General features: G+C 60.4%; 19 protein-coding genes. 11 read left to right on the forward strand and 8 right to left on the reverse strand.

The features are described from left to right. From AC1DVH_RS12980 to AC1DVH_RS12990, 3 genes are all read right to left on the reverse strand, one after another. On the reverse strand, positions 1–3,388 hold a 3,388-nt coding region (locus AC1DVH_RS12980; protein WP_477754128.1), incomplete at its 3' end, for a dermonecrotic toxin domain-containing protein. A gap of 139 nt (positions 3,389–3,527) precedes the next feature. Further along, the gene (locus AC1DVH_RS12985; protein ID WP_477754129.1) at positions 3,528–4,247 is read right to left on the reverse strand and encodes a FadR/GntR family transcriptional regulator; all 720 of its coding nucleotides are present in this window, start codon (positions 4,245–4,247) and stop codon (positions 3,528–3,530) included. Positions 4,248–4,438: 191 nt separating this feature from the next. After that, positions 4,439–6,175, reverse strand: a complete 1,737-nt coding sequence (locus tag AC1DVH_RS12990; RefSeq protein WP_477754130.1) for an IlvD/Edd family dehydratase — start codon at positions 6,173–6,175, stop codon at positions 4,439–4,441. Positions 6,176–6,369: 194 nt separating this feature from the next. Here AC1DVH_RS12990 and AC1DVH_RS12995 point away from each other — a divergent pair, with 194 nt between their 5' ends. The 9 genes from AC1DVH_RS12995 to AC1DVH_RS13035 all read left to right on the forward strand — a co-directional run bounded on the left by AC1DVH_RS12995 (position 6,370) and on the right by AC1DVH_RS13035 (position 13,190). Beyond that, positions 6,370–7,677 carry an MFS transporter gene (locus AC1DVH_RS12995; RefSeq protein WP_477754131.1) on the forward strand — a complete coding sequence of 436 codons (1,308 nt, stop codon included), beginning with the start codon at positions 6,370–6,372 and terminating at the stop codon, positions 7,675–7,677. 133 nt (positions 7,678–7,810) lie between these two features. Then, positions 7,811–8,803: an AraD1 family protein gene (gene araD1 / locus AC1DVH_RS13000; RefSeq protein WP_477754132.1), complete on the forward strand. Its 993-nt coding sequence runs from the start codon at positions 7,811–7,813 to the stop codon at positions 8,801–8,803. 10 nt (positions 8,804–8,813) lie between these two features. After that, the gene (locus AC1DVH_RS13005) at positions 8,814–10,394 is read left to right on the forward strand and encodes an aldehyde dehydrogenase (NADP(+)) (protein WP_477754133.1); all 1,581 of its coding nucleotides are present in this window, start codon (positions 8,814–8,816) and stop codon (positions 10,392–10,394) included. A gap of 120 nt (positions 10,395–10,514) precedes the next feature. After that, a complete protein-coding gene (locus tag AC1DVH_RS13010) occupies positions 10,515–10,853 on the forward strand; it encodes a DUF5629 family protein (RefSeq protein WP_477754134.1) in 339 nt (112 codons plus the stop codon). Beyond that, positions 10,846–12,015 carry a lactonase family protein gene (locus AC1DVH_RS13015; protein ID WP_477754143.1) on the forward strand — a complete coding sequence of 390 codons (1,170 nt, stop codon included), beginning with the start codon at positions 10,846–10,848 and terminating at the stop codon, positions 12,013–12,015. The genes AC1DVH_RS13010 and AC1DVH_RS13015 overlap by 8 nt, the downstream gene beginning before the upstream one ends. Before the next feature lie 156 nt (positions 12,016–12,171). Beyond that, positions 12,172–12,351, forward strand: a complete 180-nt coding sequence (locus AC1DVH_RS13020) for a hypothetical protein (RefSeq protein ID WP_007979950.1) — start codon at positions 12,172–12,174, stop codon at positions 12,349–12,351. A gap of 218 nt (positions 12,352–12,569) precedes the next feature. Next, positions 12,570–12,695, forward strand: a complete 126-nt coding sequence (locus tag AC1DVH_RS13025) for a hypothetical protein (protein ID WP_263287176.1) — start codon at positions 12,570–12,572, stop codon at positions 12,693–12,695. Positions 12,696–12,810: 115 nt separating this feature from the next. After that, positions 12,811–12,936, forward strand: a complete 126-nt coding sequence (locus AC1DVH_RS13030; RefSeq protein WP_477754144.1) for a hypothetical protein — start codon at positions 12,811–12,813, stop codon at positions 12,934–12,936. Then, on the forward strand, positions 12,933–13,190 hold the full coding sequence (locus AC1DVH_RS13035) for a hypothetical protein (RefSeq protein WP_477754135.1): 258 nt from the start codon (positions 12,933–12,935) through the stop codon (positions 13,188–13,190). The genes AC1DVH_RS13030 and AC1DVH_RS13035 overlap by 4 nt, the downstream gene beginning before the upstream one ends. Positions 13,191–13,227: 37 nt before the next feature. On the opposite strand, the gene AC1DVH_RS13040 is transcribed toward AC1DVH_RS13035, so the two are convergent. The 3 genes from AC1DVH_RS13040 to AC1DVH_RS13050 are packed head-to-tail and all read right to left on the reverse strand — an operon-like array spanning position 13,228 to position 18,703. Continuing rightward, complete coding sequence (locus AC1DVH_RS13040) at positions 13,228–13,824, reverse strand: glutathione S-transferase (protein WP_477754136.1); 597 nt, start codon at positions 13,822–13,824, stop codon at positions 13,228–13,230. Beyond that, entirely contained in the window at positions 13,821–17,462 is a 3,642-nt protein-coding gene (locus AC1DVH_RS13045; RefSeq protein WP_477754137.1) for an AAA family ATPase, read from the reverse strand. The genes AC1DVH_RS13040 and AC1DVH_RS13045 overlap by 4 nt, the downstream gene beginning before the upstream one ends. After that, entirely contained in the window at positions 17,459–18,703 is a 1,245-nt protein-coding gene (locus AC1DVH_RS13050) for an exonuclease SbcCD subunit D C-terminal domain-containing protein (protein WP_477754138.1), read from the reverse strand. The genes AC1DVH_RS13045 and AC1DVH_RS13050 overlap by 4 nt, the downstream gene beginning before the upstream one ends. Positions 18,704–19,113: 410 nt before the next feature. Between AC1DVH_RS13050 and AC1DVH_RS13055 the strand changes: the two genes are divergently transcribed. Continuing rightward, complete coding sequence (locus AC1DVH_RS13055; protein WP_477754139.1) at positions 19,114–20,718, forward strand: ABC-F family ATP-binding cassette domain-containing protein; 1,605 nt, start codon at positions 19,114–19,116, stop codon at positions 20,716–20,718. A gap of 283 nt (positions 20,719–21,001) precedes the next feature. After that, complete coding sequence (locus AC1DVH_RS13060; protein ID WP_477754140.1) at positions 21,002–22,357, forward strand: lytic polysaccharide monooxygenase; 1,356 nt, start codon at positions 21,002–21,004, stop codon at positions 22,355–22,357. A 113-nt stretch (positions 22,358–22,470) separates the two neighbouring features. On the opposite strand, the gene AC1DVH_RS13065 is transcribed toward AC1DVH_RS13060, so the two are convergent. Together AC1DVH_RS13065 and AC1DVH_RS13070 are read right to left on the reverse strand one after the other, a co-directional pair. Then, positions 22,471–24,120 (reverse strand): BatD family protein, encoded by a 1,650-nt coding sequence (locus tag AC1DVH_RS13065; protein ID WP_477754141.1) that lies wholly within the window; start codon positions 24,118–24,120, stop codon positions 22,471–22,473. Further along, on the reverse strand, positions 24,117–25,341 hold a 1,225-nt coding region (locus AC1DVH_RS13070; protein ID WP_477754142.1), incomplete at its 5' end, for a tetratricopeptide repeat protein. The genes AC1DVH_RS13065 and AC1DVH_RS13070, both read right to left, overlap by 4 nt.

The following is a 25,341-nucleotide window of genomic DNA, read 5'->3' on the forward strand; positions in this document are numbered from 1 at the left end:
ACTCGGCACCCAGGCGTGGGATTTGTTTCAACTCCAGAAGACGACTATCCACCTCTTCATAACACCTGATCATGGTTTCGTTGATTTCGGAGGTTTTGTGCATGAAATCGAAGTATCGATCCATGATGGCAATGCCCTCAGTAGCAAAAGCAGCGTAGAGCTGGTCAATGCCACTGCTGAAATCGGGATAGTTGCGATGGGTGGCTTCACGCTCCATGTCAGCCAAGACGATTCGTTTGCGGGCATTGTTGATGCTGTTTTCCAACAAGGCGCAAAGCTTTGGGTAATTGGGATCAGATTTCGTTAATACGGCCATTTCCTTGAGTTCGGCAATCTGCGTGACGTAGGTTTCGGTCTGCTTGTCCAGCTCCTTGTTGTAAAGATGCCTGAATGTTGCTCGATCCTGTTCAGAGCTGCCGGGAAGGTCTCTTTTCTGATTCATCAGCTTTTCAGCGAAATCGACGCCCCTTTGCACCCGTTMCTGCTGTTGCAGAAACGCTTGGTAATTGTGCTCCAGCAGACTGATGCGTTCTTGCGTTGCTTTGCGCTGGGCTTCGATTCTTGAATGGCGCCCGCCACCGACCAGTTTCAATCCCTGATCGAGGGTCCATTGACCCTTTCCATTGGTTTTCAGTTTGATTCCCGGGTGATCAGCAAGCTTGGGATGGATCAGATAGACCTCGCCTGAACCCGGCACGATACTGACCCGAAACAGCAGACCGGCGATGCTGGCGTGCCATTGATTGTCGACTCGATACAACCCTTTGAAGGTGCCTGTTGCAACAGGGTCTGGCAGCGATGTCGGCCATGGAACCCGAACATCCAGCAATGTGTTGAACAGCTGCGCCGTGGCGGAATCTCGAGCGGTCGACACATTGAAATCCAACAGGGCATGGCCACTGCCCGGTGGCTCGGAAGGCAACGCCGCTGGTTCCTGAGTAATTACGGTCTCGTCGATCAACGAGAATGAAGTCAGGGGATGGCGCAAGGGTTCGAGGGTGATCGGGGTTTGCTTGCTGGTTCCGTCAGGCAACAGCGCTGCGCCGTGCTCTCGTGCGACATGTAATAACAGCAAACCGATATTCAACAACACATCGATCCAGGCCAGGTTCCGGGCTTTGGCGTCGTCGCTGTCCAGTGCCGGAAGATCGTTGATCAGGCTGTGGGTGATTTGCAGCATCCAGCCCACCAGCATCGCCGGACCGCTTAAAGGCAGGATCAAGGCATTGAAGAGCAGCCATCCACCTTCGAGGATGATCGCCCAGCGGCTCTCGGTATTGGATACAGATTGCCGGTCAGCCAGATCGACCAGTGCCCGTGCGTTACTGATGAACAGACTGGCCAGCAAGCGGTCTTCCTCTACTGCCTTGAGCCAGTCTCCGGCCGCCGCATTACCCACCAGAATCGCTGGTTCGGGCTTTATGAAAGGCGTGAAGTCGTCGCCGATATGTAAATGGACGATGTGCGGCTCGTTGAAACCGTTGTGGGCATAGATGGGGCGTGCGCGATCTGCTAGCCAGGTCAATACACTGTCTTGCAGCGGACCGGTTCGGGCGATCGCTTTGAACAAGTCGCTACGGGTGGGATATTGATGCAAAGAGGGCGTGTACAGCGGCCGATAAAGGATATGAGGGCCCTCGGCACTCAAGTCTTTCGGCTCGATGATGAACATGTTGCTGACCACATCGCAATCACTGTCTGCCGTACGTTGAAACGCCAGTGGCCTGATGACGATTGCTTGCTCTTCGACCATTCGCCCGGCAGCCGTGCGATTCATCAAAGCATCGACATATCGGTAGCCCAAACGGGTAAAGCCATATTCACCTTTGATCGCGTATTCGAGGGCCAGCAGTGGTAATTGAACTCCCAGTTCCAGTTCGAACAATCGCTGGCGCTCTCGTGCCTCATCGCTATCGGCGAGCAGCAAAGTGTCGATCAGTTCGGGGTAATGCTTGCCGACATTGACCCGGCTCACCAAATCCAGCAGGTAGGCCTCGGTGGTCCAATCCTCGACCAGTTGATTCCCAAGGTGACGGATAGTCGTGCGGCCTTCGGRCTTGCCAGCCAGATTTTTGATTGCCAATTCTGTCAGGGACATGTTGACCGTTTCGATGTAACCGCTGCCGGGATCACCGACGGGAACATGGAAAGTCAGTTCCAGCTCATCGGCGTTGTAACCGGGAGCCAGGGGTTTGTCTTCGAGCATCTGCCGGTGTAGCGTTTTTTTGGCGAACGTATGTACGTCATCAATGCCATCCCGAAACGAGCGCCCTTGGGTCTGCTGTTTGACGCTGGCCAGCGCCAGGACGTGTTTGCGATAAGCCATACGATCCGTGGCGTTTGCCGCTTGCAACCAGTCGGGGATCGTTGCCTGTATCGGTTGAATGTGCAGGGCGTTGGTTTGGCTGCCGATGAACAGCCTGGTCATGTTGGTGATCGAATCAAAGCGTTTTTCCAGATCCTCCAGGCTTTGGCGGGCCGGCAGTTTGAGTGCTGCCAGGTCTTCCAGTTGCTGATTCAATAGCAGGGCGGCTTGGGTATCGAAGATGTTGCCGTCCGGCTCAAAACGCTTCCATGTAATGGTATCGACCTTGAAGTCCCGCTGAAACCGAGCGCCCCATGCCAGACCGAAAGCCTGCAGGGAAGGAAAGGACTCGATGTCGCCGGTTACGCTGCACAATAGATGGGTTTCACCGCAAATCACCAAGAGATCGGGAGTCTGCAGGGAGACGCACACTTTGCCTTTGGTCAGCGTGGTTTGAAGCGTACAGGCCTCAATGGCGCCTTTCGACCAGGGCCTTTGCAGGCGCACCTGGCGGTCTGGTTTGTTGGCCAGTTCCGTCAGGATGTCGGCCTGCAACGTATTATTCGCCGAATGGCGCACGGCGGACGTCTTCACAATGCCGGCCAGGAGATCGCCCAGCCATTGCCAGCGGCTGCCTCCAGTCTCGTCATCTTCATTCCAGAACGCCGTTAACGATTCCTGCAAACCGATGTAGAGAATGTCTGGCAACTCGCGGATGACGCCAGCAATAACCTGCATGTCGGGCAAGCGCGACGTGGTTTTGCTGATGCCAAGTTGTGCGGGCGCTCTGTTGGTCAAAAAACAGTTGCGACCGTACTGGTCGTTCAAGTCGGGAGGGATGCCGCTCGCCAGATATTCCAGCACCAGATCCAGTAGCAGCGTGAGCCGCCAGGCGCCATTGGTGATTGGCTGCGCGATTTTGGTTCGGTATGGGTCGAAATCCAGTTGCGAATATTTTTCCAGCAAGCCGTCCTTGAGCAGGCGAGCGGCTTGCGAGCGTAACGTCGGTCGGGTGCTGAATCGAGCGCTGATGGCGCGCGCAATGATGTCCGACATGGCAGGTGATGAAGCGGGCATTGGCATTAGTGCAATCCTTTGCATGGTTTGGATTGCACAACGTAGAACGAGGGCTATTTAAAGGTGCGGTAATCAGATACCGCACATCGATTGAGTCGATGTGCCAGAGAGATTCAGGACAAACCTCGCAGTTGTTCTGCGGTGGTCAAGAGTGATCAGTACCCAACACCACATTCAATGCACTGCGCGCATCATCGAGCTGCACCAACGTCGCATGCCGGGCCCCGAGGGCATCTCGATTCTCGATAGCAGTCAGGATCGCCTTGTGCCTTGGCAGCGCCAATTCATGCAGATTCGGCCGTTGATTGGAATGCTTCAGTGCTTCTGCAATCGCCACCGATAACATGTTGCACAGGTTCGCCAGCAAGTCGTTGTGGGTTGCGTCGGCGATCCGGCTGTGAAAATCCAGGTCCGGTTGCAGCAAGGCTTCCGGGGTCGGCGCTGCTTCCATGCGTTGGTAGGCTTCACCGATGGAGGCAATGTCATCATCAGTGGCGAACTGTGCGGCCAACGCGGCGGCGGCCGGTTCGATGATGCTGCGCACACTGGTCAACAAATCAAAGAATTCATTTTGCGGACTACTTTGCATCAGCCAGTGCAGCACATCCGGGTCGAGCATGTGCCATTCCTTACGCTGCTTGACCACCGTGCCGACCCGCGGACGGGAATACACAAGACCCTTGGCGACCAACACGCGCGTGGCTTCGCGCAGCACCGGCCGGCTGACCGCGTACTCCTCGCACAACAGGGCTTCGGCGGGCAGTTTGTCGTCCGGTTTGAACCGTCCCGAGACGATCTGCATGCCCAGTTCCTGGACGATGCGCGAGTGCATGCTTTTGCGGTCGGAGGGTTTGCGGTAATCCATGGGGAGCGGYGCGGTCCTGTGCGAATAGGTGTCGCGCATGATAGCAGGCGCGGCGCAAAGAACTGTAGGAGCGAGCTCGCTCCGGGCGGCGTTCCGACGATGGACGTGAACGATAACGCGTGCTGTCTGGAAGCAAGCGTCGCCTTCAAGTCAATCGCGAGCAAGCTCGCTCCTACAGGGGCCGGTGGTGATCAGTGAGAATGACGCGGCACTTCAGCCCCGCGGCAACCGACCAGGAAGTCGAAGTCACAACCCTGGTCCGCTTGCAGCACATGGTCGATGTACAGCTGACGATACCCACCGACGATCAGGTTCTGTGGCGGTTGCAGATCGGCCATGCGCGCGGCCAGTTCGGCGTCCGGAATATCCAGGTGCAAACGGCCGCTGGTGCAATCGAGTTCGATCCAGTCGCCTTCTTTCACTGCGGCCAGCGGTCCGCCGGCAGCGGCTTCCGGGGCGACATGCAGCACAACGGTGCCGTATGCCGTGCCGCTCATGCGCGCATCGGAAATGCGCACCATATCGGTCACACCCTGGGCCAGCAGCTTGGCCGGCAGGCCCATGTTGCCCACTTCGGCCATGCCTGGATAACCCTTCGGCCCRCAGTTTTTCATCACCAGGATCGAGTTGGCATCCACGTCCAGTTCCGGATCGTTGATCCGTGCCTTGTACATGTCGAAGTTCTCGAACACCACCGCGCGACCGCGATGCTGCATCAGTTCGGGCGTGGCGGCGGACGGCTTGAGTACCGCGCCGAGTGGYGCCAGGTTGCCACGCAACACACAGATGCCGCCATCGGCGCGGATCGGGTTGTCGAGGGTGCGGATCACTTCGTCCTCGCCATAGATCGGCGCGTCCCTGGTGTTCTCGCCGATGGACTTGCCGTTGACGGTCAAGGCATTCGGGTTCGGGATCAGGTTGGCTTCACCGAGGCGACGCAGCACCGCCGGCAAGCCACCGGCGTAATAGAACTCCTCCATCAGGAAGCGCCCGGACGGTTGCAGGTCGACGATGGTCGGCATGCCGCGACCGATACGGGTCCAGTCATCCAGGTCCAATTCCACGCCAATGCGCCCGGCAATGGCCTTCAGATGAATCACTGCGTTGGTTGAGCCGCCGATGGCGGCGTTGACGCGAATGGCGTTCTCGAAGGCCTCTTTGGTCAGGATCTTCGACAGCTTCAAGTCTTCGCGCACCATCTCCACGGCACGCATGCCGGACATGTGCGCCAACACATAACGGCGCGCATCCACGGCCGGAATCGCCGCGTTGTGGGGCAGGGAAGTGCCGAGCGCTTCGGCCATGCAGGCCATGGTCGAGGCGGTGCCCATGGTGTTGCAGGTGCCGGCCGAGCGGGACATGCCGCCCTCGGCCGCGAGGAAATCGTCGATGCTGATGGTGCCGGCCTTGACCTGTTCGCTGAGCTGCCAGACCACGGTGCCGGAGCCGATGTCCTTGCCTTTGTGCTTGCCGTTGAGCATCGGCCCGCCGGTGACGACGATGGCCGGCACGTCGCAACTGGCGGCGCCCATCAGCAAGGCCGGGGTGGTTTTGTCGCAACCGGTCAGCAGCACCACGCCATCGATCGGGTTGCCGCGAATGGCTTCTTCGACATCCATGCTCGCCAGGTTGCGGGTGAGCATGGCGGTCGGGCGCAGGTTCGATTCGCCGTTGGAGAACACCGGGAACTCCACTGGAAAGCCGCCGGCCTCGATCACCCCACGTTTGACGTGCTCGGCAATCTGGCGGAAGTGCGCGTTGCACGGGGTCAGTTCCGACCAGGTGTTGCAGATGCCGATGATCGGCTTGCCATGGAACTGGTGGTCGGCGATGCCCTGATTCTTCATCCAGCTGCGGTACATGAAGCCGTTCTTGTCGGCGGTGCCAAACCATTGGGCGGAGCGCAGGGTGGGTTTCTTATCAGACATGATCGATTCTCTTATTGTATGACTATATTGTTCTAGCTGAGGCGTAACATAGGCTCAAATTGCGCTGTTTGGAAGTGTTGTTGAGTAAATAGTAATACTATATAGTCGACTCAAACGGAGGGATGGCCCTGGCGACTATTTCGCGAGAGGCGTCCCCCGAGGTTCCATAACAACAACAATCGGAGACCGATCTCATGAGCCAGGAACTGCGGCTTATCCGTCGCATCACGCTGAAACTGATTCCCTTCCTGATCCTGCTGTACCTGATCGCCTATGTGGACCGCTCCGCGGTGGGCTTCGCCAAACTGCACATGGGCGCGGACATCGGCCTCGGCGATGCCGCCTACGGTCTTGGTGCCGGGCTGTTCTTCATCGGCTACTTCCTGCTGGAGATCCCCAGCAACCTGATGCTCGACCGCTTCGGCGCACGGCGCTGGTTCGCGCGGATCATGGTCACGTGGGGCGCCATCACCATCGGCATGGCCTTCGTCCAGGGGCCGAACAGCTTCTATGTGATGCGCTTTTTGCTCGGCGCCGCCGAAGCCGGGTTCTTCCCGGGCGTTCTGTACTACATCACCCAATGGTTCCCGGTGCGCCATCGCGGCAAGATCCTCGGGTTGTTCATCCTGTCGCAACCCATTGCGATGATGGTCACCGGCCCGGTGTCCGGTGGCTTGCTGGGCATGGACGGCGTGTTGGGGCTGCATGGCTGGCAGTGGCTGTTCATCGTCATCGGTTGCCCGGCGATCCTGCTGACCTGGCCGGTGCTGCGTTACCTGCCGGACGGCCCGCAACAAGTGAAGTGGATGGACCAGGCAGAAAAGGACTGGCTGAGCACCGAACTGAAAAAGGACCTGGACGCGTACGGCCAGACCCGCCATGGCAACCCGCTGCACGCCCTCAAGGACAAGCGCGTCCTGCTGCTGGCGCTGTTCTACCTGCCGGTGACCCTGAGCATCTATGGTCTGGGTTTGTGGCTACCGACCTTGATCAAGCAATTCGGTGGCAGCGACCTGGTGACCGGTTTCGTTTCCGCAGTGCCGTACATCTTCGGGATCGTTGGCCTGCTGATCATTCCACGCAGTTCCGACCGCTTGAACGACCGCTACGGCCACCTCGCCGTGCTTTACGTACTGGGTGCGATTGGCCTGTTCCTCAGCGCCTGGCTGTCGGTGCCGGTGCTGCAACTGGCGGCGTTGTGCCTGGTGGCATTCGCATTGTTCTCCTGCACGGCGGTGTTCTGGACCTTGCCGGGTCGCTTCTTCGCCGGCGCCAGTGCGGCGGCGGGGATCGCCTTGATCAACTCGGTGGGTAACCTCGGTGGTTACCTCGGTCCATTCGTGATCGGCGCGTTGAAGGAGTACACCGGCAATCTTGCGTCCGGCTTGTATTTCCTCTCCGGGGTGATGGTGTTTGGCCYGATTCTGACTGGCGTTGTCTATCGCCTGCTGGAACGCAAACACGTCCTGCCAGCCGATCAATTTGCAGCAAGTGCACGCTAATCCAATGTAGGAGTGAGCCTGCTCGCGATAGCGATGTATCAGTCGCCGACAACATTGGATGTGCCGACGCTATCGCGAGCAGGCTCACTCCTACAGGGATCTGCGGTGTTTTTGAAGGAACAGGAGAAAATTCATGCGTTTGGTTCAGTTCGAATTGAGTAACGGCGAACGCCGTGTCGGCGTGGTCGAGGCAGGCCTGGTCCGTGAAGTGCAGGACATGCGCACCGTGCGCGATCTGGCATTGGCGGCGATCGAGGCAGGCGCCAATCTTGAGCAACAGGTGCAAAGTCTGGGGCTGGGCATCAGCCACGGCTATGCCGAACTGCTGACGCAACGGCGCATCCTGCCGCCCCTGGACCATCCGGACCCGGCGCACATGCTGGTCAGTGGCACGGGCCTGACCCATCTGGGCAGTGCATCGGCCCGGGACAAGATGCACCAGCAAAGTGGCGACGAATCGGCGATGACCGACACCATGCGCATCTTCAAATGGGGCGTGGAGGGCGGCAAACCGGCAGAAGATCAAGCCGGTGTGCAGCCGGAATGGTTCTACAAAGGCGATGGCAGCATCGTCGTCAGGCCGGGCCAGCCGTTTCCCCTGCCGCCGTTTGCCGAGGATGCCGGTGAAGAGCCGGAGATCGCTGGCCTGTACGTCATCGGTCGCGACGGCAAGCCGTATCGCCTGGGTTTTGCCGTGGGTAACGAGTTCTCCGATCACGTCATGGAGCGCAAGAACTACCTGTATCTGGCCCACTCGAAACTGCGCAGCTGCAGCTATGGCCCGGAACTGCGGGTCGGCGAACTGCCGCAGCATCTGGCCGGTACCAGCCGCATCCTGCGCGACGGCGAAGTGCTGTGGCAGAACGAGTTTCTCAGTGGCGAGGCGAACATGTGCCATAGCCTCGCCAACCTCGAATTCCATCATTTCAAGTACAGCCAGTTTCTGCGCCCGGGGGATGTTCACATTCACTTCTTCGGCACCGCGACCCTGTCCTTTGCCGACGGCATTCGCACGCAACCGGGCGACGTGTTCGAGATCACCCAGGCCGAATTCGGCGCGCCATTGATCAATGGCATCGCACCGGTCGCAGCGGCTTTCGAACCCGGCACCGTCGGCACACTTTGAGGACTTACCCATGACCCGGATTCTTGGTCACAACTACATCGGCGGCCAACGCAGCGCCGCTGGCAGCGTCAAGTTGCGGAGTTTCGATGCGACAACGGGCGAGGCCTTGCCCCAGGATTTTTCTCAGGCGACAGCGCAGGAAGTCGATGCGGCGGCCACCGCGGCGGCGGCTGCGTACCCGGCCTATCGCATGCTGAGCGCGGAGCGGCGGGCGCAGTTTCTCGAGGCCATTGCCGATGAACTGGATGCCCTCGGTGATGATTTTGTCGCGGTGGTCTGCCGCGAAACGGCGTTGCCCGCTGGCCGGATTCAAGGCGAGCGTGGACGCACCAGCGGCCAGATGCGCCTGTTTGCCAAAGTGCTGCGGCGTGGTGATTTCTACGGCGCACGGATCGACCGGGCATTGCCGGAGCGTCAACCGTTGCCGCGCCCGGATCTGCGTCAATACCGTATCGGCCTCGGGCCGGTGGCGGTGTTCGGTGCCAGCAACTTTCCGCTGGCGTTCTCTACCGCAGGCGGCGATACCGCATCGGCGCTGGCCGCCGGGTGCCCGGTGGTGTTCAAGGCCCACAGCGGTCACATGGCCACGGCTGAGCGGGTGGCTGACGCAATCATCCGCGCCGCCGAGAAAACCGGCATGCCGGCCGGCGTGTTCAACATGATCTATGGCGGGGGCGTCGGCGAGGCGCTGGTCAAGCATCCGGCGATTCAGGCTGTGGGCTTCACCGGTTCGCTCAAGGGCGGTCGGGCCTTGTGCGACATGGCCGCGGCCCGTGCGCAACCGATTCCGGTGTTCGCCGAGATGTCGAGCATCAACCCGGTGATCGTGTTGCCCCAGGCGTTGCAGGCGCGGGCCGACACCGTCGCGCGCGACCTCACGGCGTCGGTGGTTCAGGGCTGCGGCCAGTTCTGCACCAATCCCGGTCTGGTGATCGGCATTCGCTCAGCGTCGTTCAGCGCCTTTGTGCAGCAAGTGGCCGGGTTGATGGGTGACCAGCCGGCGCAAACCATGCTCAATGCCGGAACCTTGAGCAGCTACGGCCAGGGCTTGCAAAAACTGCTCGTGCATCCGGGGATCGAGCATCTGGCCGGGAACCCGCAGCAGGGCAATCAGGCGCAGCCGCAATTGTTCAGGGCCGATGTCAGCCTGCTGCTCGATGGCGATGAAGTGTTGCAAGAGGAAGTGTTCGGTCCGACCACGGTGGTGGTTGAAGTGGCGGATCATGCGCAACTGTTGGCCGCCTTGAATGGCCTGCACGGCCAGTTGACCGCCACCGTCATTGGCGAGCCGGAAGACTTCGAACAGTTTGCCGGACTGACGGCGTTGCTTGAGCAGAAGGTCGGACGCATCCTGCTCAATGGCTATCCGACGGGCGTGGAAGTCTGCGATTCGATGGTCCACGGCGGGCCTTACCCGGCAACGTCCGATGCGCGCGGTACATCGGTGGGCACACTGGCCATCGATCGTTTCCTGCGCCCGGTGTGCTTTCAGAACTACCCGGACAGTTTGCTGCCGGATGCGCTGAAGAACGGCAATCCGCTACGTATCCAGCGACTGGTGGATGGGCAGCCATCGCGTGAGGCGTTGTAACAGACAAGCACAATCCCTGTAGGAGCGAGCTTGCTCGCGATAGCGGAACATCAGTCAACATTTAAATCGACTGGACTGCCGCCATCGCGAGCAAGCTCGCTCCTACAGGGGAGGTGGTGCATGAGCTATCATTGCGTCTTTCCCATTCAAAGATTGATTGCCATGACTTCCCCAACCGACACCTTGCTCAATGCCCTCGAACACTGCGGAATGGTGGAAATCGACGGGCTGCATGCCTTCGAATTCGCCCTCGACGAGTTCGATAACCTGCACATTGAATGCATGGATGGCCGTGCGGCCAAACACTGGGAGTTCACCCCGGCGCAGATCCAGGCCGCGACCTTCGATACCTCGCTGCAAAGCTGGTTGATCACCGGTGACTCGGGTGAACACCGTTTGGTGTGCCTGGGCGATGTCGTCGGTGGCGACAACGATGATGACGACCAAGACGATGCGTAACCTCTGGCCACTATTGATGGCCGGCAGTATCGTAGCGATGGGGGTTCAGGCTGCATCCGCCGATGACTATCAACTGCTGGTGGGCTCCTACACCGCCGGTCAAAGCCAGGGCATCTACCGCCTGGCTTTCGACAGCAGCACCGGGCAGATCAATACCAGCCCTTTGCAAGTGATCAAAAGCGAAAACCCTTCGTGGCTGACCCTGTCGAAGGATCAGCGACACCTGTTCGTGGTCAACGAAAACGGCCCGGGCCAGACCGATCCGGTAGGGCGCGTCAGCAGTTTCGCGATCGATCCCAAGACCCATGCGCTGAGCCTGATCAGCCAGGTACAAAGCCTGGGCAACGAGCCCACCCATTCCAGCCTCAGCACCGATGGCAGCCATCTGTTTGTCAGCAATTACTCGGTGGCCGAGGACCCGGGCGGCACCCTCGCGGTATTGCCGGTGGCGGTCGATGGCAAGCTCAAACCGGTGGTGCAGATGAGCAGCCACCCGGCGAGCCGGGTCAATCCCGAGCGCCAGGCCTCGGCCCACGTGCATTCGACGATCCCGTCGCCGGATGGCCAATACGTGTTCGCAAACGACCTGGGCGCCGACAAGGTGTTTGCCTATCGCTTCGACCCCAAGGCCAACCCCGAACTACCATTGACTCCGGCGACCCCGGCATTCGTGCAACTGCCGCCCGGTAGCGGACCGCGTCATCTGCTGTTCAGCGCCGATGGCAAACACGCCTGGCTGACCATGGAAATGAGCGCCCAGGTGGCGGTGTTCGATTACCACGACGGCCAACTCAAGCAGACGCAGATGGTCGATCTGGCTGCCGGGCAACCGGTCTCGGACAAGGCTGCGGCGGCGTTGCATGCCTCGGCTGACGGCAAGTTCCTCTACGTCAGCAACCGTGGCACGGCCAATCAACTGTTGGTGTTTGCCATCGATCCGGCGACCGGCCACCTCAGTGAGCTGCAACGTCGGGCGGTGGAGGGCGATCATCCGCGGGAATTCAGCCTCGATCCGAGCGGCAGATTCCTGTTGATCGCCAACCAGAAGAGCAACCAGATTGTCGTCGTCGAACGCGATGCCAAGACTGGTCTGCTGGGCAAGACCGTGCAAAAACTGCCGATGGACGCCCCGAGCGATCTCAGGTTTCTGCTGCGTCAATAAGCCGCAGGCCCCGGTTGATGGGGCCTGCCTGCTTTTATCAATGGCGCTGATATCTGGTACTGCTACAAAGCATTTCAAGGCACGGACCCTCGAGGGTTAAGTTTGCTTCACGGCCCCACCGGGCAAGCAAGCCAACTGAATCCGAGGAATACCGCCATGAACTTCAACATCTTCTCTGTTATCGCCGCTTCCGCCATTTCTGCCACCGTTGCGCTGCCAGCCAGTGCCAACGTTGAAATCAGCGACAAAAAAGCCCACACCCAGAGCTACACCCAGAAGTACCTGCAACAGAGCGCCAACTTCTACGCCGCGCTGGATCACAAAACCCAAGCCTGAGCGTTTACCCCTGCCTTTATGCAGGAGCGAAGTCACTGATGATCGAAGACACTTGTGTTGAAAACCCGAGTGTCGGAAACGATCAGAGTGATGTCGCTCCTGCATAACGTATTTGCGACAGTATCATTTTGCCATTAATGTCGTGCTTGATATCACATCGCCATACGTTTAAATTGACGCTGATTTTTTGACTCCTCCTCACGGCAAGGATCGGCAGCATGGTGACGCGTCTGGCATTGGTTCTTCTGTTTCTCTATTCCACCCCCATTTTGTCGGCAGCCGAGCCTGTTCCGGGTGAGCCGGATGCTGCGCGCGAGCGCTTGATCAGTTTTATTGAAGACTGAAATAGTCTGGCTTAATGATCAATGAAGTTGATGGTTACTATGGATAACCCTGAGTGGTTATCCAGGCTTTTTTGATCGATTCTGTGGGCATTGAAACATGCCTGCGGAGAACATCATGGCCAGCACAATTCTCACTTCTGCCAAACATGGCGCCTATGTGGCGATCGGTCTTTACCTGGCCATGGTGCTGGTTGTCAGCCTTTCAGCTCAGGCTGAACTCGCAGGGGGCGCCGGCGCATGAAAGGGCACAGACTTTGGGTCATTGCCTTCCTGGCGTTCATGACCAACGGATCCTCCCTGCTGGGGATCGGACAGGGCTCGGCAGGCTCGGTGGCACGGGCCATCGAAGCCAACCACAACATTGCCCGCAGCATCGAAAGCGCCAGTGCCCAGGGGATGTTGGCCGGCAATCCACCGATCAGGAATGAAGGCGTGGTTTTCGGGCCGTTCCAGGTCGATTGCTCGGCGATCGGGATGTGTGAGGTGTTGGCCTGAAGCCTGCTGTCGATGAGGGCTTTTGTGGCGAGGGGGCTTACTTGCGCATCACACCGGTAAACAAGTCCGACTCCAGAAACCGCTGCAACCAATCCTGCAAACGCCGATACGGTGTCTGCGCGAACCAGTCGCGGTCGACATGGGCGAACTGGCGCACGAAGGGCATCAAGGCCACATCGGCCAGGCTTGGATGGCTGGCCAGCAAGTAGTCGCGTCCCTCCAGCAACTCATCCAGCCTTTGCAGAAATACCTCACCTTCGGCGCGATAAACCTCCATCGGCTGCTCGGGATAACGCTCGGCGTACTTGTAGCGATTCAAGTGCACCTTGAACACCAGATCGTTCTGTTCGATCAGCGGGGCGATTTGCGCCGCTGCCACAGGATCATCCTTGAGCAGCCAGTCCTGCGGATCATCCTGTGCCAGGGCCCAGCGCATGATGTCGAGGCTTTCGTCGATCACCTGGCCATCGGCGCTCAGTACCGGCACCGTGCCTTTGCCCGACAGCGCGAGCATTTCGGCGGGCTTGGCCTTCAGGCTGACTTCGACAATGTCCACGGCCACTCCCGAGTAGCGCAGGGCCATGCGTGCACGCATGGCGTACGGGCAGCGGCGGAAGGAATACAGTGTGTTCATTTCACCTCCAGGGTGCTCAGGCCATTGCCCTGGCGACGGACCTGGATCTGCACCGGAATCCGTTCATGCATTTCCTGTACGTGGGAAATCACCGCGACCTTGCGGCCCTGGGCCTGCAAGCCGTCGAGGGCGTCCATGGCCAGTTGCAGGGATTCCGGATCGAGGCTGCCAAAACCTTCGTCGATGAACAGCGATTCGATTTTCAGCGTGCTCGACGCCATCGACGCCAGACCAAGGGCCAGTGCCAGCGACACCAGGAAGGTCTCGCCACCGGACAGCGAATGCACCGAACGCAGTTCGTCGCCCATTTCAGTGTCCATCACCAGCAAGCCGAGCATGCTGCCGCCGCGCTTGAGGCGATAGCGGCGCACCAGTTGGCGCAATTGCACGTTGGCGTGATGCACCAGCAGGTCGAGGTTGTAGGCCTGGGCTATCTTGCGGAAGGTGTCGCCGGTGGCGGAGCCGATCAACGCATTCAAGCGTGCCCAGCGTTGATACTCGCTGTAAGCGTCGGCAATCTGCTGCGCCAGGGCCTGATTGGCGTTCTGCCGGCGCTGGTCCTCGGCCTGCTCGGCGCGCAGTTCGGCGCAGTGTTGCTCGTTGGTGGCGGACAGGTTTTGCAGGTCGACCAGTGCGGCGGTCAGTTGCTCGGCGTCGAGGTTGCCGTTGTGTTGCGCCTGATGATCGAGCAGGCGCTTGTCGCGCTCCTGCACCAGGACGCGGGCCTGTTCGATGGCTTTTTCGCTGTGCTGCAAGCGCTGGCGCAGTTCGCTGACCTGGGTGTCGTCGACGCGCAGCAGGTCTTCGAGGCCACCGTCATCCAGCTCGGGATGACGGGCACGCCAGTCGCCAATCTTGCCGGCGAGCTCGCGTTCTTCGCCTTCCAGAGCGTGCAAGCGCTCCTGCTGGGCCTTGAGTTCGGCGGTGATTTGCACTGACTGCGTGAGGACACTTTGCAGCACCTGCGCGGTACTGGTTTCGGCGCTGCGCGCCTGTTCCACGGCCTGTTCCAGTTGCTGCTGCCAATGCTCGGCGCTGCTGTGTTCGCCGAGTAATTGCCCGAGTGTCTGCTGGCTCGCCTGTTGCTGCTYGGCCAGCCCGGTGAACTGCTGTTCGGCGGCCTGCAATTGCTGCACGCGGCTTTGCTGGCGATCCTGTTCCTTCTCCAGGTTTTGCTGGCGCTGTTGCTGCTCGGCCAGTTCTTCCTTTTGTTGTTCCAGTTGCGCCAGGCGCTCGGCGATCTGCCGGTCGAGCTGCATGAAGGTCGCGGCCGGTTCGACGCGCAGCGCTTGCAGGGTTTCAGCTGGTAGCAGATTGGCGAATGCGCTGAGCTCTTCGTCCAGGCGCTGACGGTCGTTGCCCAGCTCGCGTTGCTGGTTGCCCAGGTGCTGGGTCGCTTGCTGGTGCGCGGTTTCGGCATGGCGCAGTTGCTGGGTCAGGCGTGCGGCATCCTGTTGCAGGGTGAGTAGCGCGCTCTGCCGTTGCTCGTCCTGGCTGATGCTCTGGTTGAGCTGGCTGTTTTGCTGGGTGAGCCAGGCGTCGCGTTTGACGGCGTCCTGATTCAGCAGTTGGGCAGCCAGCGGATGCGCTTCCAGACTTGGGGCGAGGGCTTGCTGTTGGGTCGCCAGATGCTCCTGCTGTTGCAGCAGTTCCTTTTGCTGGGCGATCAACCCGCCGACTTCGGCACGCAGGTCGGTGAGTTTTTCCTTGAGCAGGTCAACGGCCTTCTGGGCGTTGGCCTGTTCGCTTTCATCAAAACGGCCGAGGCTCTGCAGCAGGGCTTCCGGCTGATGATACGGATGCTCGTTGCTGCCGCACACCGGACATGGCTGGTCATCCTGCAATTGCGCGCGCAGCTCTTCGACACTGGCACTGCGCGCCAGACGCTGACGCTCCAGCAGTTCGCGAGTGACGTTGAGGGTCTGTTCGGCAACGCTCAGATCAGCCTTGGCCTTGACCCCGTCCTGGGTCAGGCGTTCACGTTCCTGCTGCGCGGTGAGCTGGCGTTGCTGCAGCTCGGCGCCGCGCTGGTCCAGGTCCTGCTGGCTGGCCCACAAGCGTGCAAGGTCTTCGACGGCGCGCAGTTGTTTGCGGTTGTCCTGCAACAGACTGCCGAGAATGCCGATCTGCTCGGCGACGGCATCCGGTTCGGCGCCGGCCTCCTTGAACAGCACCTCCAGTTGCTGCTTCTGTGCGCTGAGCGTTTGTTCGGCGCTCGTGGCGTTTTGCTCGAGGCTGGCCAGTTCGGCCTGGCCCTGATTCAACCGGTTACCGATCAACATCAACTGTTGCAGGCGATCGCGGTAGGCATTCCAGGCATCGCTCAACGGTGCCAGATGAGTGCTTTGCTCCAGCTCGGTGGCAATGCGCTGCAAGTCCCCGGCGCCACGGGTTTGCTGATCGAGTAAGGTCTGAATCGTGCTCTGGCCCTGGCCGCAGGCCTGCTCGGCATTTTGCTTTGCCTCGGCACTGAGGGCGGTGTCCTTGGCGAGGCGGGCGAGGGTGCTTTGCGCTTCGAAGGCCTGGCGCAGTAACGGCGCGCTGGCGGTTTGCCGTTGTTGCGCTTCGTTCAACGCGATCCGGGCGTCGCTAAGCTGTTGCTCGAGCTGCGTCTGACGCTCGCCGAGTTCGCCATGTTGCTGCGCATGCAAGGCAATGTGCGCCGCCAACGGCGTCAGCAGTCCGTCGACCTCGGCTTTACGGGCGAACTGGTGCCGTTGCGGGCCCAACTGTTCGAGGCGGGTGAGCCTCAAGCGCTCGCTGGTCAGGGCTTCCCAGTGAGTCTGGGCCGATAGCAGTTGTTCGCTGGCGGCCAGATGCTCGTCCTGCAAGCGACGCAGGTCCTTGAGCCAGGTGTCCTGCAGTTCAAGCTGCTTGAGTTGAGCCTGTCGGGCCTTGAGTTGCTGCTGAGCTTCGTTGAAACGCTGATCCAGTTCCGCGCGGGCTTCGGGCGCCAGCGGCGTCACGCCGCTGGCCTGATCCTGCAGCAGTTTGTGGGCCTCGCGGGCTTCCTTGGTCTTGTCGAAGGCCCGACGGCCGAGGCGGGTGTAGAGCGCGGTGTCGGTGAGTTTTTCCAGCAATTCGCTGCGGTCGTTGTCGTCGGCCTTGAGGAAGGCGCTGAACTCGCTTTGCGCCAACATCACCGCGCGGGTGAACTGTTCGAAATTCAGGCCCAGCGCGGCTTCGAGCTGAGTCTTGTATTCGCCTTTCTGGCTGGCGAGCAATTGATCCTGATCGATGTCACGCAAGCTCTGGCGGCTGGCCTGTAGCTTGCCGCCTGCCTTGTCCCGAGCGCGATTGGCTTCCCAGCGGGCGCGGTAACGGCGGCCGTCGACACCGACGAAATCCACTTCCGCATAGCCTTCACCCGTGCCGCGACGCAGCAGGGTTCGCGGGTCACCGGTACCGATCTCGCCGTCGGCGTCCGGCACCTTGGCGTCACGGCCGGTGTTGTTCAGGCGCGGTACGGCGCCAAACAGCGCCAGGCACAAGGCATCGAGCAAGGTGCTTTTGCCAGCGCCGGTGGGGCCGGTGATGGCGAACAGTCCGGCACTGGCCAAGGGTTCGGCGGTGAAGTCGATTTCAAACGGCCCGGCCAGGGAGGCGAGGTTTTTCAGGCGGATCGCGAGGATTTTCATGGCTGTTCGCTCTCCATCTGCACGTCCTGCAACAGCTCGGCAAAGTCCTTGAGGGTCTGCTCGTCGACCTCGCTGCCGTAGTTGTCCTGCCAGGCGCGGCTGAACAGTTCCTGAGGCGTGAGCTGGTCCAGTTCGATCAGCGTGCTGCCTTCGTCGGCACCGTCACGGCCGCCGTTGCCGGCGTACTCGGCGGCGATGCGCACCAGGCGCACGGCCTTGCCTTGCAGGGCGGTTTCCACTTGATTGCGCAGGTCGGGCTGCGGCTCGTCGAGGCGCGCCCGCACCTCCAGCCATGGCTGGCGCTGGATGTCGGCCAACAGGTCGATGTTCGGCAGGTCCGCCAGTTGCAGCAGGATCTCGCTCAATGGCGCCGGGCCGATACGTTGCAGGTTGACCGCGCGGGGGATCAGTTTCGGTTCGACGCTGACCAGGGTTTCGCCGTCGAGCTTGATGTCGAGAATCTGGTGCTGATAGCCGATCTCGGAGAACGACAGCGGAATCGGCGAGCCGCTGTAGCGGATGCGCTCCTCGCCGTTGACCTTCTGCGGCTTGTGCAAATGACCGAGGGCAACGTAACTGATGCTCGGCCCGAACAGGCTGGCAGGCAGGGCTTCGGCGTTGCCGATGATCAGGCTGCGCTCGGAGTCTTCCGACACCGAGCCGCCGGCCATGTGCGCGTGGCTGATGGCGATCAGTGCCTGGCCCGGTTGGCGCTTGGCGTTGGCCGCTTCGATCAGCCACTCGTGCACCTGACCGATCCCGCGCAAATAGTTGTCGCCCAAGTGCGCGCCGGTGACTTCCGCCGGGCGTAGAAACGGCAGCGCCAGGCACCAGCCGGCGACATCACCACTGGCATCCGGCAAGGGCAGCAACAGGCGTTCGGCATCCAGTTGCCCGTCGTCGAGCCACAACACGCGACCGAGCGCATGAGTGCGCAAGCGGCGCATCAAGGGCGCGGGCAGTTCGATCCGCGAGCCGGAATCGTGGTTGCCGGCGATCATCACGATGGTCAGCGATGGCTGCTGTTCGTGGGCGCTGACGATGAAGTCGTAGAGGCGTTCCTGGGCTTTGACCGGCGGATTGACCGTGTCGAAGATATCGCCAGCGATCAACAGCACATCCGGTTGATCCAGTTTCAACTGGCGCAACAGCCAGTCGAGAAAACAGCCATGTTCGAAATCGCGATCCTGGCCGTGCAGGTTCTGCCCGAGGTGCCAGTCGGAGGTGTGAAACAAGCGCAAGGCGGACTCCGCTACAAAATGGGTAATGGCCGCGGGAAAAATGATGGCGGCGAAAGGGCAGAGAGTTTACTGGCAAAAGGTCGGGAATGCAGAAGGCAAAAAAAACAGCCTGCGACATCTCCTACAGGATATGCGCATACCCAATGTAGGAACTGCCGCAGGCTGCGATCTTTCGAACCTGTTGTTGGTAGAGGGGGGCGCCTGGTCAAGATACATTGGCCTTCGGGACGTCTGCTGTTGAGAGTGACACAAGACCTCTCTGCGACGATCAGGGCCGGCATGCTGTTCGAAAGTCATTTTCAAATGTGGGCAGGCGCCGTGTTTACGGTCATCGCCCATCCGCCGGGTGCTGTTGCGCATCATCAGGGAGTGGTGCGCTGCCCATCGGGCCGATTATTCAAGGAAGTGTCATGACTCAACGGTTACTTCAACTTGATCAAGTGTCTTTCAACCTGCCCGGCGGGCGCGTTCAGTTCGATCACTTGAACCACACCTTCAGTACCAGGGCCACGGGCATCGTGGGCGCCAATGGCTGTGGCAAGTCCTTGCTTGGCCGGCTCCTGACAGGGGAGCAACTGCCCACCAGCGGCATCGTCCGCCGCGAAGGGCGAGTTTACGCCGTCGCGCAATTACTGGAACCCGAGCGCTATCCCAGCGTCGCCGCACTGGCCGGTGTCGACCATATTCTGGCGGCGCTTGCGCGCATTGCCCAAGGCAGCGTCGACGATGACGACCATGCGCTGGCAGTCGATCATTGGGATTGCGCCACACGCCTTGAGGCGCAACTGCAGCAGATCGGCCTCGGTCACTTGAATGCCGACACGCGCACCGACGCACTCAGTGGTGGCGAGCGGCAACGGGTGGCGCTGCTGGGGGCGTGGCTATCGAGGGCCGACTGGCTCATTCTGGATGAGCCCAGCAACCACCTGGATATTGATCAGCAGCACAAGCTCGCGCAGCAGATCGAGCGCTGGCCCAATGGCCTGGTGTTGATCAGCCACGACCGTAGCCTTCTGGAACACGTCAACGAAATTGTCGAGCTTTCACCCAAGGGGCTGGCGGTTTATGGCGGCAACTACAGTCAGTATGCGGCGGCACGCGAGCAGGAGCAGCAGTCGTTCCAGTCTGCATTGCAAGGGGAGCGGGCGCAAGCCAAGCGTGAGCAACGTGAGATGGTCGTGCAGATGGAGCGTCAGCAACGGCGTAATGCCCGCGGTGACCGTCAGGCTCGAGAGGGTAGCCAGACCAAACTCATCACCAATGCCCAGAAAGAGCGCAGCGAAAACAGTCAGGGAAGATTGCGCCTCAATCAACAGGTGGCCCGGGAACAGCAGCAACAACGGATCGCCGAGGCCCGTGCGCGGTGTGCACCGGACATTCAACGCATGATGTTGTCTCCGGAAAGCGTAGTGCCCAATGGCAAGCTGATTGTGCAGCTCAACGACCTCATCCTCCCGTTCGGTTACGCGGCACCGATCAATCTGACGTTGACGGGGCCTATGCGCATGGCAATCCTGGGCGCCAATGGCAGCGGCAAGTCGACCCTGTTGCGAGTGATCGCCGGCCAACTGCGGGTGCGTGAAGGCGAACTCATCCGCAGTTGCCATGTCGGCTGGCTGGATCAACACGCCGGATTGCAGTATCCCGAACGCACGGCGGTGCAATGGCTCTACGAGAGCAATCCTGAGTTACCCGAAGCCGAGGCACGAACCCGCTTGGCGCAGATGGGGATTGATGCTGACCGTGCGATGCTCAAGACCTGCCAGTTGAGTGGCGGCGAACGTCTGAAAATAGCGCTCGCTGCGCTGTTGTATGCACGGCGGCCACCGCAATTGCTGTTGCTGGACGAACCAGACAACCATTTGGACTTGCCCAGTCGAATCGCGCTGGAGCAAATGCTCAATCAGTATCAAGGGGCATTGATCGTGGTCTCTCACGACAGTACTTTTTTACAAACCATTCATCTGGACACTGAGTTCTATCTCGATAGCGAGAGGTCGGTGTCCGGAGCTTGATGATGACGGGCTGCGCTTTGTCGCATGCGTTCGCGTTGGGTCCTTTGAAATCGTGTTCAGTCGGTAGGAAAACTTGCGACCGCCTGTCCCTACTGTCAGATCTGTCAGTAGGCGTACCAGCGAGCGGGGTTTTTAATGGATTCGAGCATGGAGCCTTACGGTGCAATCGACAGGATGTGCCTTTCAACAGAAGGGAGGCGAGGTAGGTCGTGCGGTGCCTGAAGTGGTTAGGGCGTTACATGTGATTCGAAGATTATCGAAGCTACCTTAATGGAGAAACACTATGTCACAGGATCGCCCGAACGCTATCAGTAGAAGTAACAATCCGAAACATGGCCACGTTTTTTCCCCCTCTTCACGGGCTCATTTCGAATGGCTCGCGGGGCGACTGGACGAAGGGGCCTTGAATCAACGCGAGTCCGGAAAATTTTTTCCGCTCACCTCCGGCGGAGTGGTAGATGCTTTTGCAAAAGATGATGTAGCCAACGTCCCACCACCTCCGGATGGAAAAATTGCCAGTGCGGATCAACTGACCGGCGCATTATTGGATGAACCAGGAAGTCACTGGCAAAAACATGATGTGAGAGGTGGCGAAACGCTGGATATTTCCTGGCATTTCAGCGCGAAGCACGCTACTCGGCGCTGGAACTATTTCATGACGAAGGCAGATTGGGATCCTGACGAGGTCTTGTCGCGCAGCCAGTTTGAAGATGTACCGTTTTACACAGCRCAAATCAACCTGCAACCGCATTGGGCCCATGGCGAGMAAATGTTGCCCACTTCACCCACCACGCATGCCGTCCCACTGCCGAAACGGGATGGGTACCAGGTCTGTCTGGCGGTTTGGGAAGTTGCCAACACTTCGATGGCTTTTTACCAAGTGATTGATCTGAACTTTCTGCCACCGGATGGCGGGGGTGAACTTCCCGATACACCGACCGGACTGGCCGCAGTCAAGGTCACTGACAAGCAGGTACTGTTGCAATGGAATGCAGCAACCGGCCCGTTTCCGATCGCTTCCTACCGCATTTTGCGTAACGGAAGCTTTTTGGTTCATGTGGACACTCCGAATCTTGCTTTTGCAGATAACGGCGTGGCGCCTGAAACCCAGTACAACTATGCCATCAGCGCAGTCGATGATAACGGCAATGTCTCGGCGTCGAGCCGGCCAATTCAAGTGCACACCTTGCCAGAAGGTGGAGAGGGACCTACCGCACCGACGAACCTGCACAGCATGAGCCAGACTGCGCAAAGCATCAGCCTGATGTGGGGTGCCTCCGCCAGCAGTGCGCCAATAATGGATTACCTGATCGAACGGGACGGCATTCACATCAAATCCGTGAGCGCCGCTCAGACCTCGTTTGACGACTCTGACCTCTCACCCGACACCCAATACCGTTACGCGGTGAAAGCTCGCGACCTGAACAACAAGCTTTCGTTGTCCAGTAACGTCCTGAGCGTCAGAACTCTGGGTGGCGGGGGCGAGTATCCGGCGTGGAAGCTGGGTACTGTGTATGCGAAAAATCACGTGGTGGGCCACGTCGGACAGAACTGGTCCTGCATTCAGGCACATACGGCACACGTAGAGGAGTGGGCGCCTGGAGAGGGCGACAATGTGCTTTGGAAAGTACACGCCTGACCTGTTGACGGGTTCATTGTGAATGGCTGAAAGGCGTTAAAGATCGCAGCCTGCGGCAGCTCCTACACGGCGGATAACCTGTAGGAGCTGCCGCAGGCTGCGATCTTTTGATTTTACTTCGGATAAAGCGGCGGCAACCCACTATCACCCACCGGATCCTGCACCCGTTCGGCAATCGGGATCGCCTTGATCACCCGCCACAACTCGTCACCTTGCCAGTACTGGCCGGTTTCGCTGTACAGCGCGCCGTTCAGGCCGTCGAGGGCGTTGGACAGCGGCACGAAGCGGGCGGCCATGTCGGCCAGGGTTTCCGGTTGTTGCCGGGCCCAGGCGTCGAGGGCCTGGCGGGTGGCGTGGGAGTCGTTGGCCTGGCAGGCGCGCTTGAGGTCGTCGAGTACGGTGCGCGGGCTCGGGCCGGTTTGAGCGGCGCGCGCCACCGCCGGTTGCCAGCGGCCACGCCACCAGAGGCCGAAGCCGAGCAGGGTGGTGCAGGCCAGAATCAAGGTGCTGAGCTTCCAGCGCCAGAGCGTTTCGCTGTCGGCGCTGGCATCGACCGGTGAGGCGCTGGCCGGGGTGTCGACCACCAGGCTCGGATTGGCCGCCACGTGCAAGGTGCGCGCGGGCAGGCTGCTGTGTTCCAGATGGTCTTCGAAGGTGTYCCACCAGACCACATCGACAGTGGGCAGCTCGATGGCGCCGGTCCTTGTCGGCACCAGGGCCTCGCGGTCTTCACGGCTGCCGACCAGGCCGCGTTCGCTGTTCTGGTTGCCGAGCACCGGTTGATCCGGATAGCGGCGCAAGCCGCCGACATCGGTGCCGGGCAGCGGTGGCAGTTGGGTGCTGGACAAGCCTTCGGCCTCCACCGTCAGACTGCGGGTCAGTGAATCGCCGACCTGGGTGTGATCCGGCTCCGGGTTCCAGCTCTCGCTCAGGCTCAGGCTGCGTGCGGGCAGCCAGGGTGCGTCGGCCGGATAGGTGATGGGTTTGGCCTTGACCGTCAACAGCAATTCGGTCGAGGTGACGGGCATCAGCTTGCCGGATTTCGGCCCTTGGGTGGCGTCCTGTGTCGGTTGCGCATCGACCAGCGCGGCGTTGAAGACCTGCGCCGGAATGATCAGTTCGCCGCTGTGTTGCGGGTAGATCGCATAGCGCATTTCGATCACGCCGTGGCGCTGACCATCGATGTCTTTTTCGTAGGTGCGTGAGTCGCCCAATTGTTCGATACGTGCGTCAGGTATCTGCAAGGGTGGCAGGCTGCTGTCGTCGTACAGCGACACCGAATGGTAGATACGCAGGGTCAGGACCGCCTGGGCCTGTACGTAAACACTGGTTTGATCGAGGCTGGCATCGATGAACACCGGGGCCCGTTTGTTCGGGTTGTCCGGTGTCTCGCTCTCGACTACTTGCAGGGCGATCGGCTGGCTCTGCAGTTCGCCCAGTTGCAGTGCCGGTATCACCACGCTGCCGTTTTGCCGGGGCAGGAGGGTGACGATCCAGCGCGTGGCGGCCTGGTTTTCGCCGCTTAAGGTGTTCAACTGGTTGACCTGGCGTGTGCCGCGCACTTCGAACAACGGCTCCAGCGGTGCCAGGTCGGGTTTGCCGAACTGGGTGACATCGGTGGATTCCAGGGTCAGCTCGACCGTCTCGCCTGAGCTGAGGCGACTGCGGTCCACACTGGCGACCAGCTCTGCTGCCTGCGCCTGGGCGGTGCAGAACAACAGGCCATGCAACAGCGCGAGCAATAAAACGGTGAAGCGGGTCATCGAGTTTCTTCCTGATCCTGATGTTGTTGCTGTTCGTACCAGAATTTGCGCCTGAGCAGTTCACCAGGGTCATCCGGAATCTGCCGCAGCCACTGCTCCAGTGCCTGGCGCTGTTCACCTTCGATGCCGTCGGTGGCCGGGCGCAAGGGTGGTGTGGTGTGTTGTTCGTCACCCAGTTCGCTGCCTGGTACTTCGTTGGTCCCCGGTTTCGGCGGTGTGGTGGGCGGTTGTTGCTCACCCGGGCTGGGCGGTTGCCCATCGTCGCTGCTCGAGGGTTGGGCAGCAGCACCGGGCGGTGGTTCCTGCGATTCGGCTTCGGGCCGGGCGTTGCTGGCTGCGTCTGGCTCAGGAGCGGGTGGAGTGTTTTTCTCCTTGAGCAGACGTTCCACCAGCGCCTTGTTGGTCAGTGCCGGACGCAAATCAGGTTGACGTTCCAGTGCCTGTTCATAAGCGTCCAGGGCGGCCTCCAGCTCACCACTTTTGGCCAGGGCGTTGCCCCGATTGTAGTGGGCATGGGCATCGTTGCCTTCAGAGAACCGCTCGGCGGCGCCGGCGTAGTCTCCGGCTTCATAGAGCGCCACGCCTTGCCACTGATGGTCTTCGAAGCGCCGGGCGGCCTCGGCCGGACGCTTGTGCTTGATCAATTGCACGCCTTGTTGATCAGGACGCAGCCACAGGTCAGCGAAGTCGAAGGCATAGCTGGATTGCGGTAGCGCGAATAGCAGCGGCAGACACAGCAACCAACCACGACGTCCTGCGCAGGCCGCGAGCAGCAACAGTGGCAGCAGCAGCCAGTAACCCTGGTCGGCCCAGGTATCGAGGCGCAAGGTCTGACCGTCGTTGCGCAAATTGCGTGGACCGTCGAGCAGGCCAAGGGCGTGCAGGTCGCTATCGTCCAGGCGCGCCTGGCGATAGCGCCCATCCAGGTCGTTGGCAAAACCTTTCAGGCCGGGCTCGTCGAGGCGCGGCACGAGAATGGCGCCTTGTTCATCCTTGAGGAAGCTGCCGTCCTCCTGGGTGATCGGCGAGCCTTCGGCGGTGCCGATGCCGAGCATCAGGAACTGAGTCGATTTGCCGTTCAGCGCGCGACGGATGCCCAGCCGCTCTGGTTCGGTCAGGGACGAACCAATCAGCAGGATCCGGCCGTCGCCCAAAGCCGCCTGTTCGAGCAGCGCCAGGGCCTTGAGCACCGCAAGATCGGCGCGATGACCGGGTTCAGGC

Source organism: Pseudomonas sp. P4_C3 (assembly GCF_056402075.1).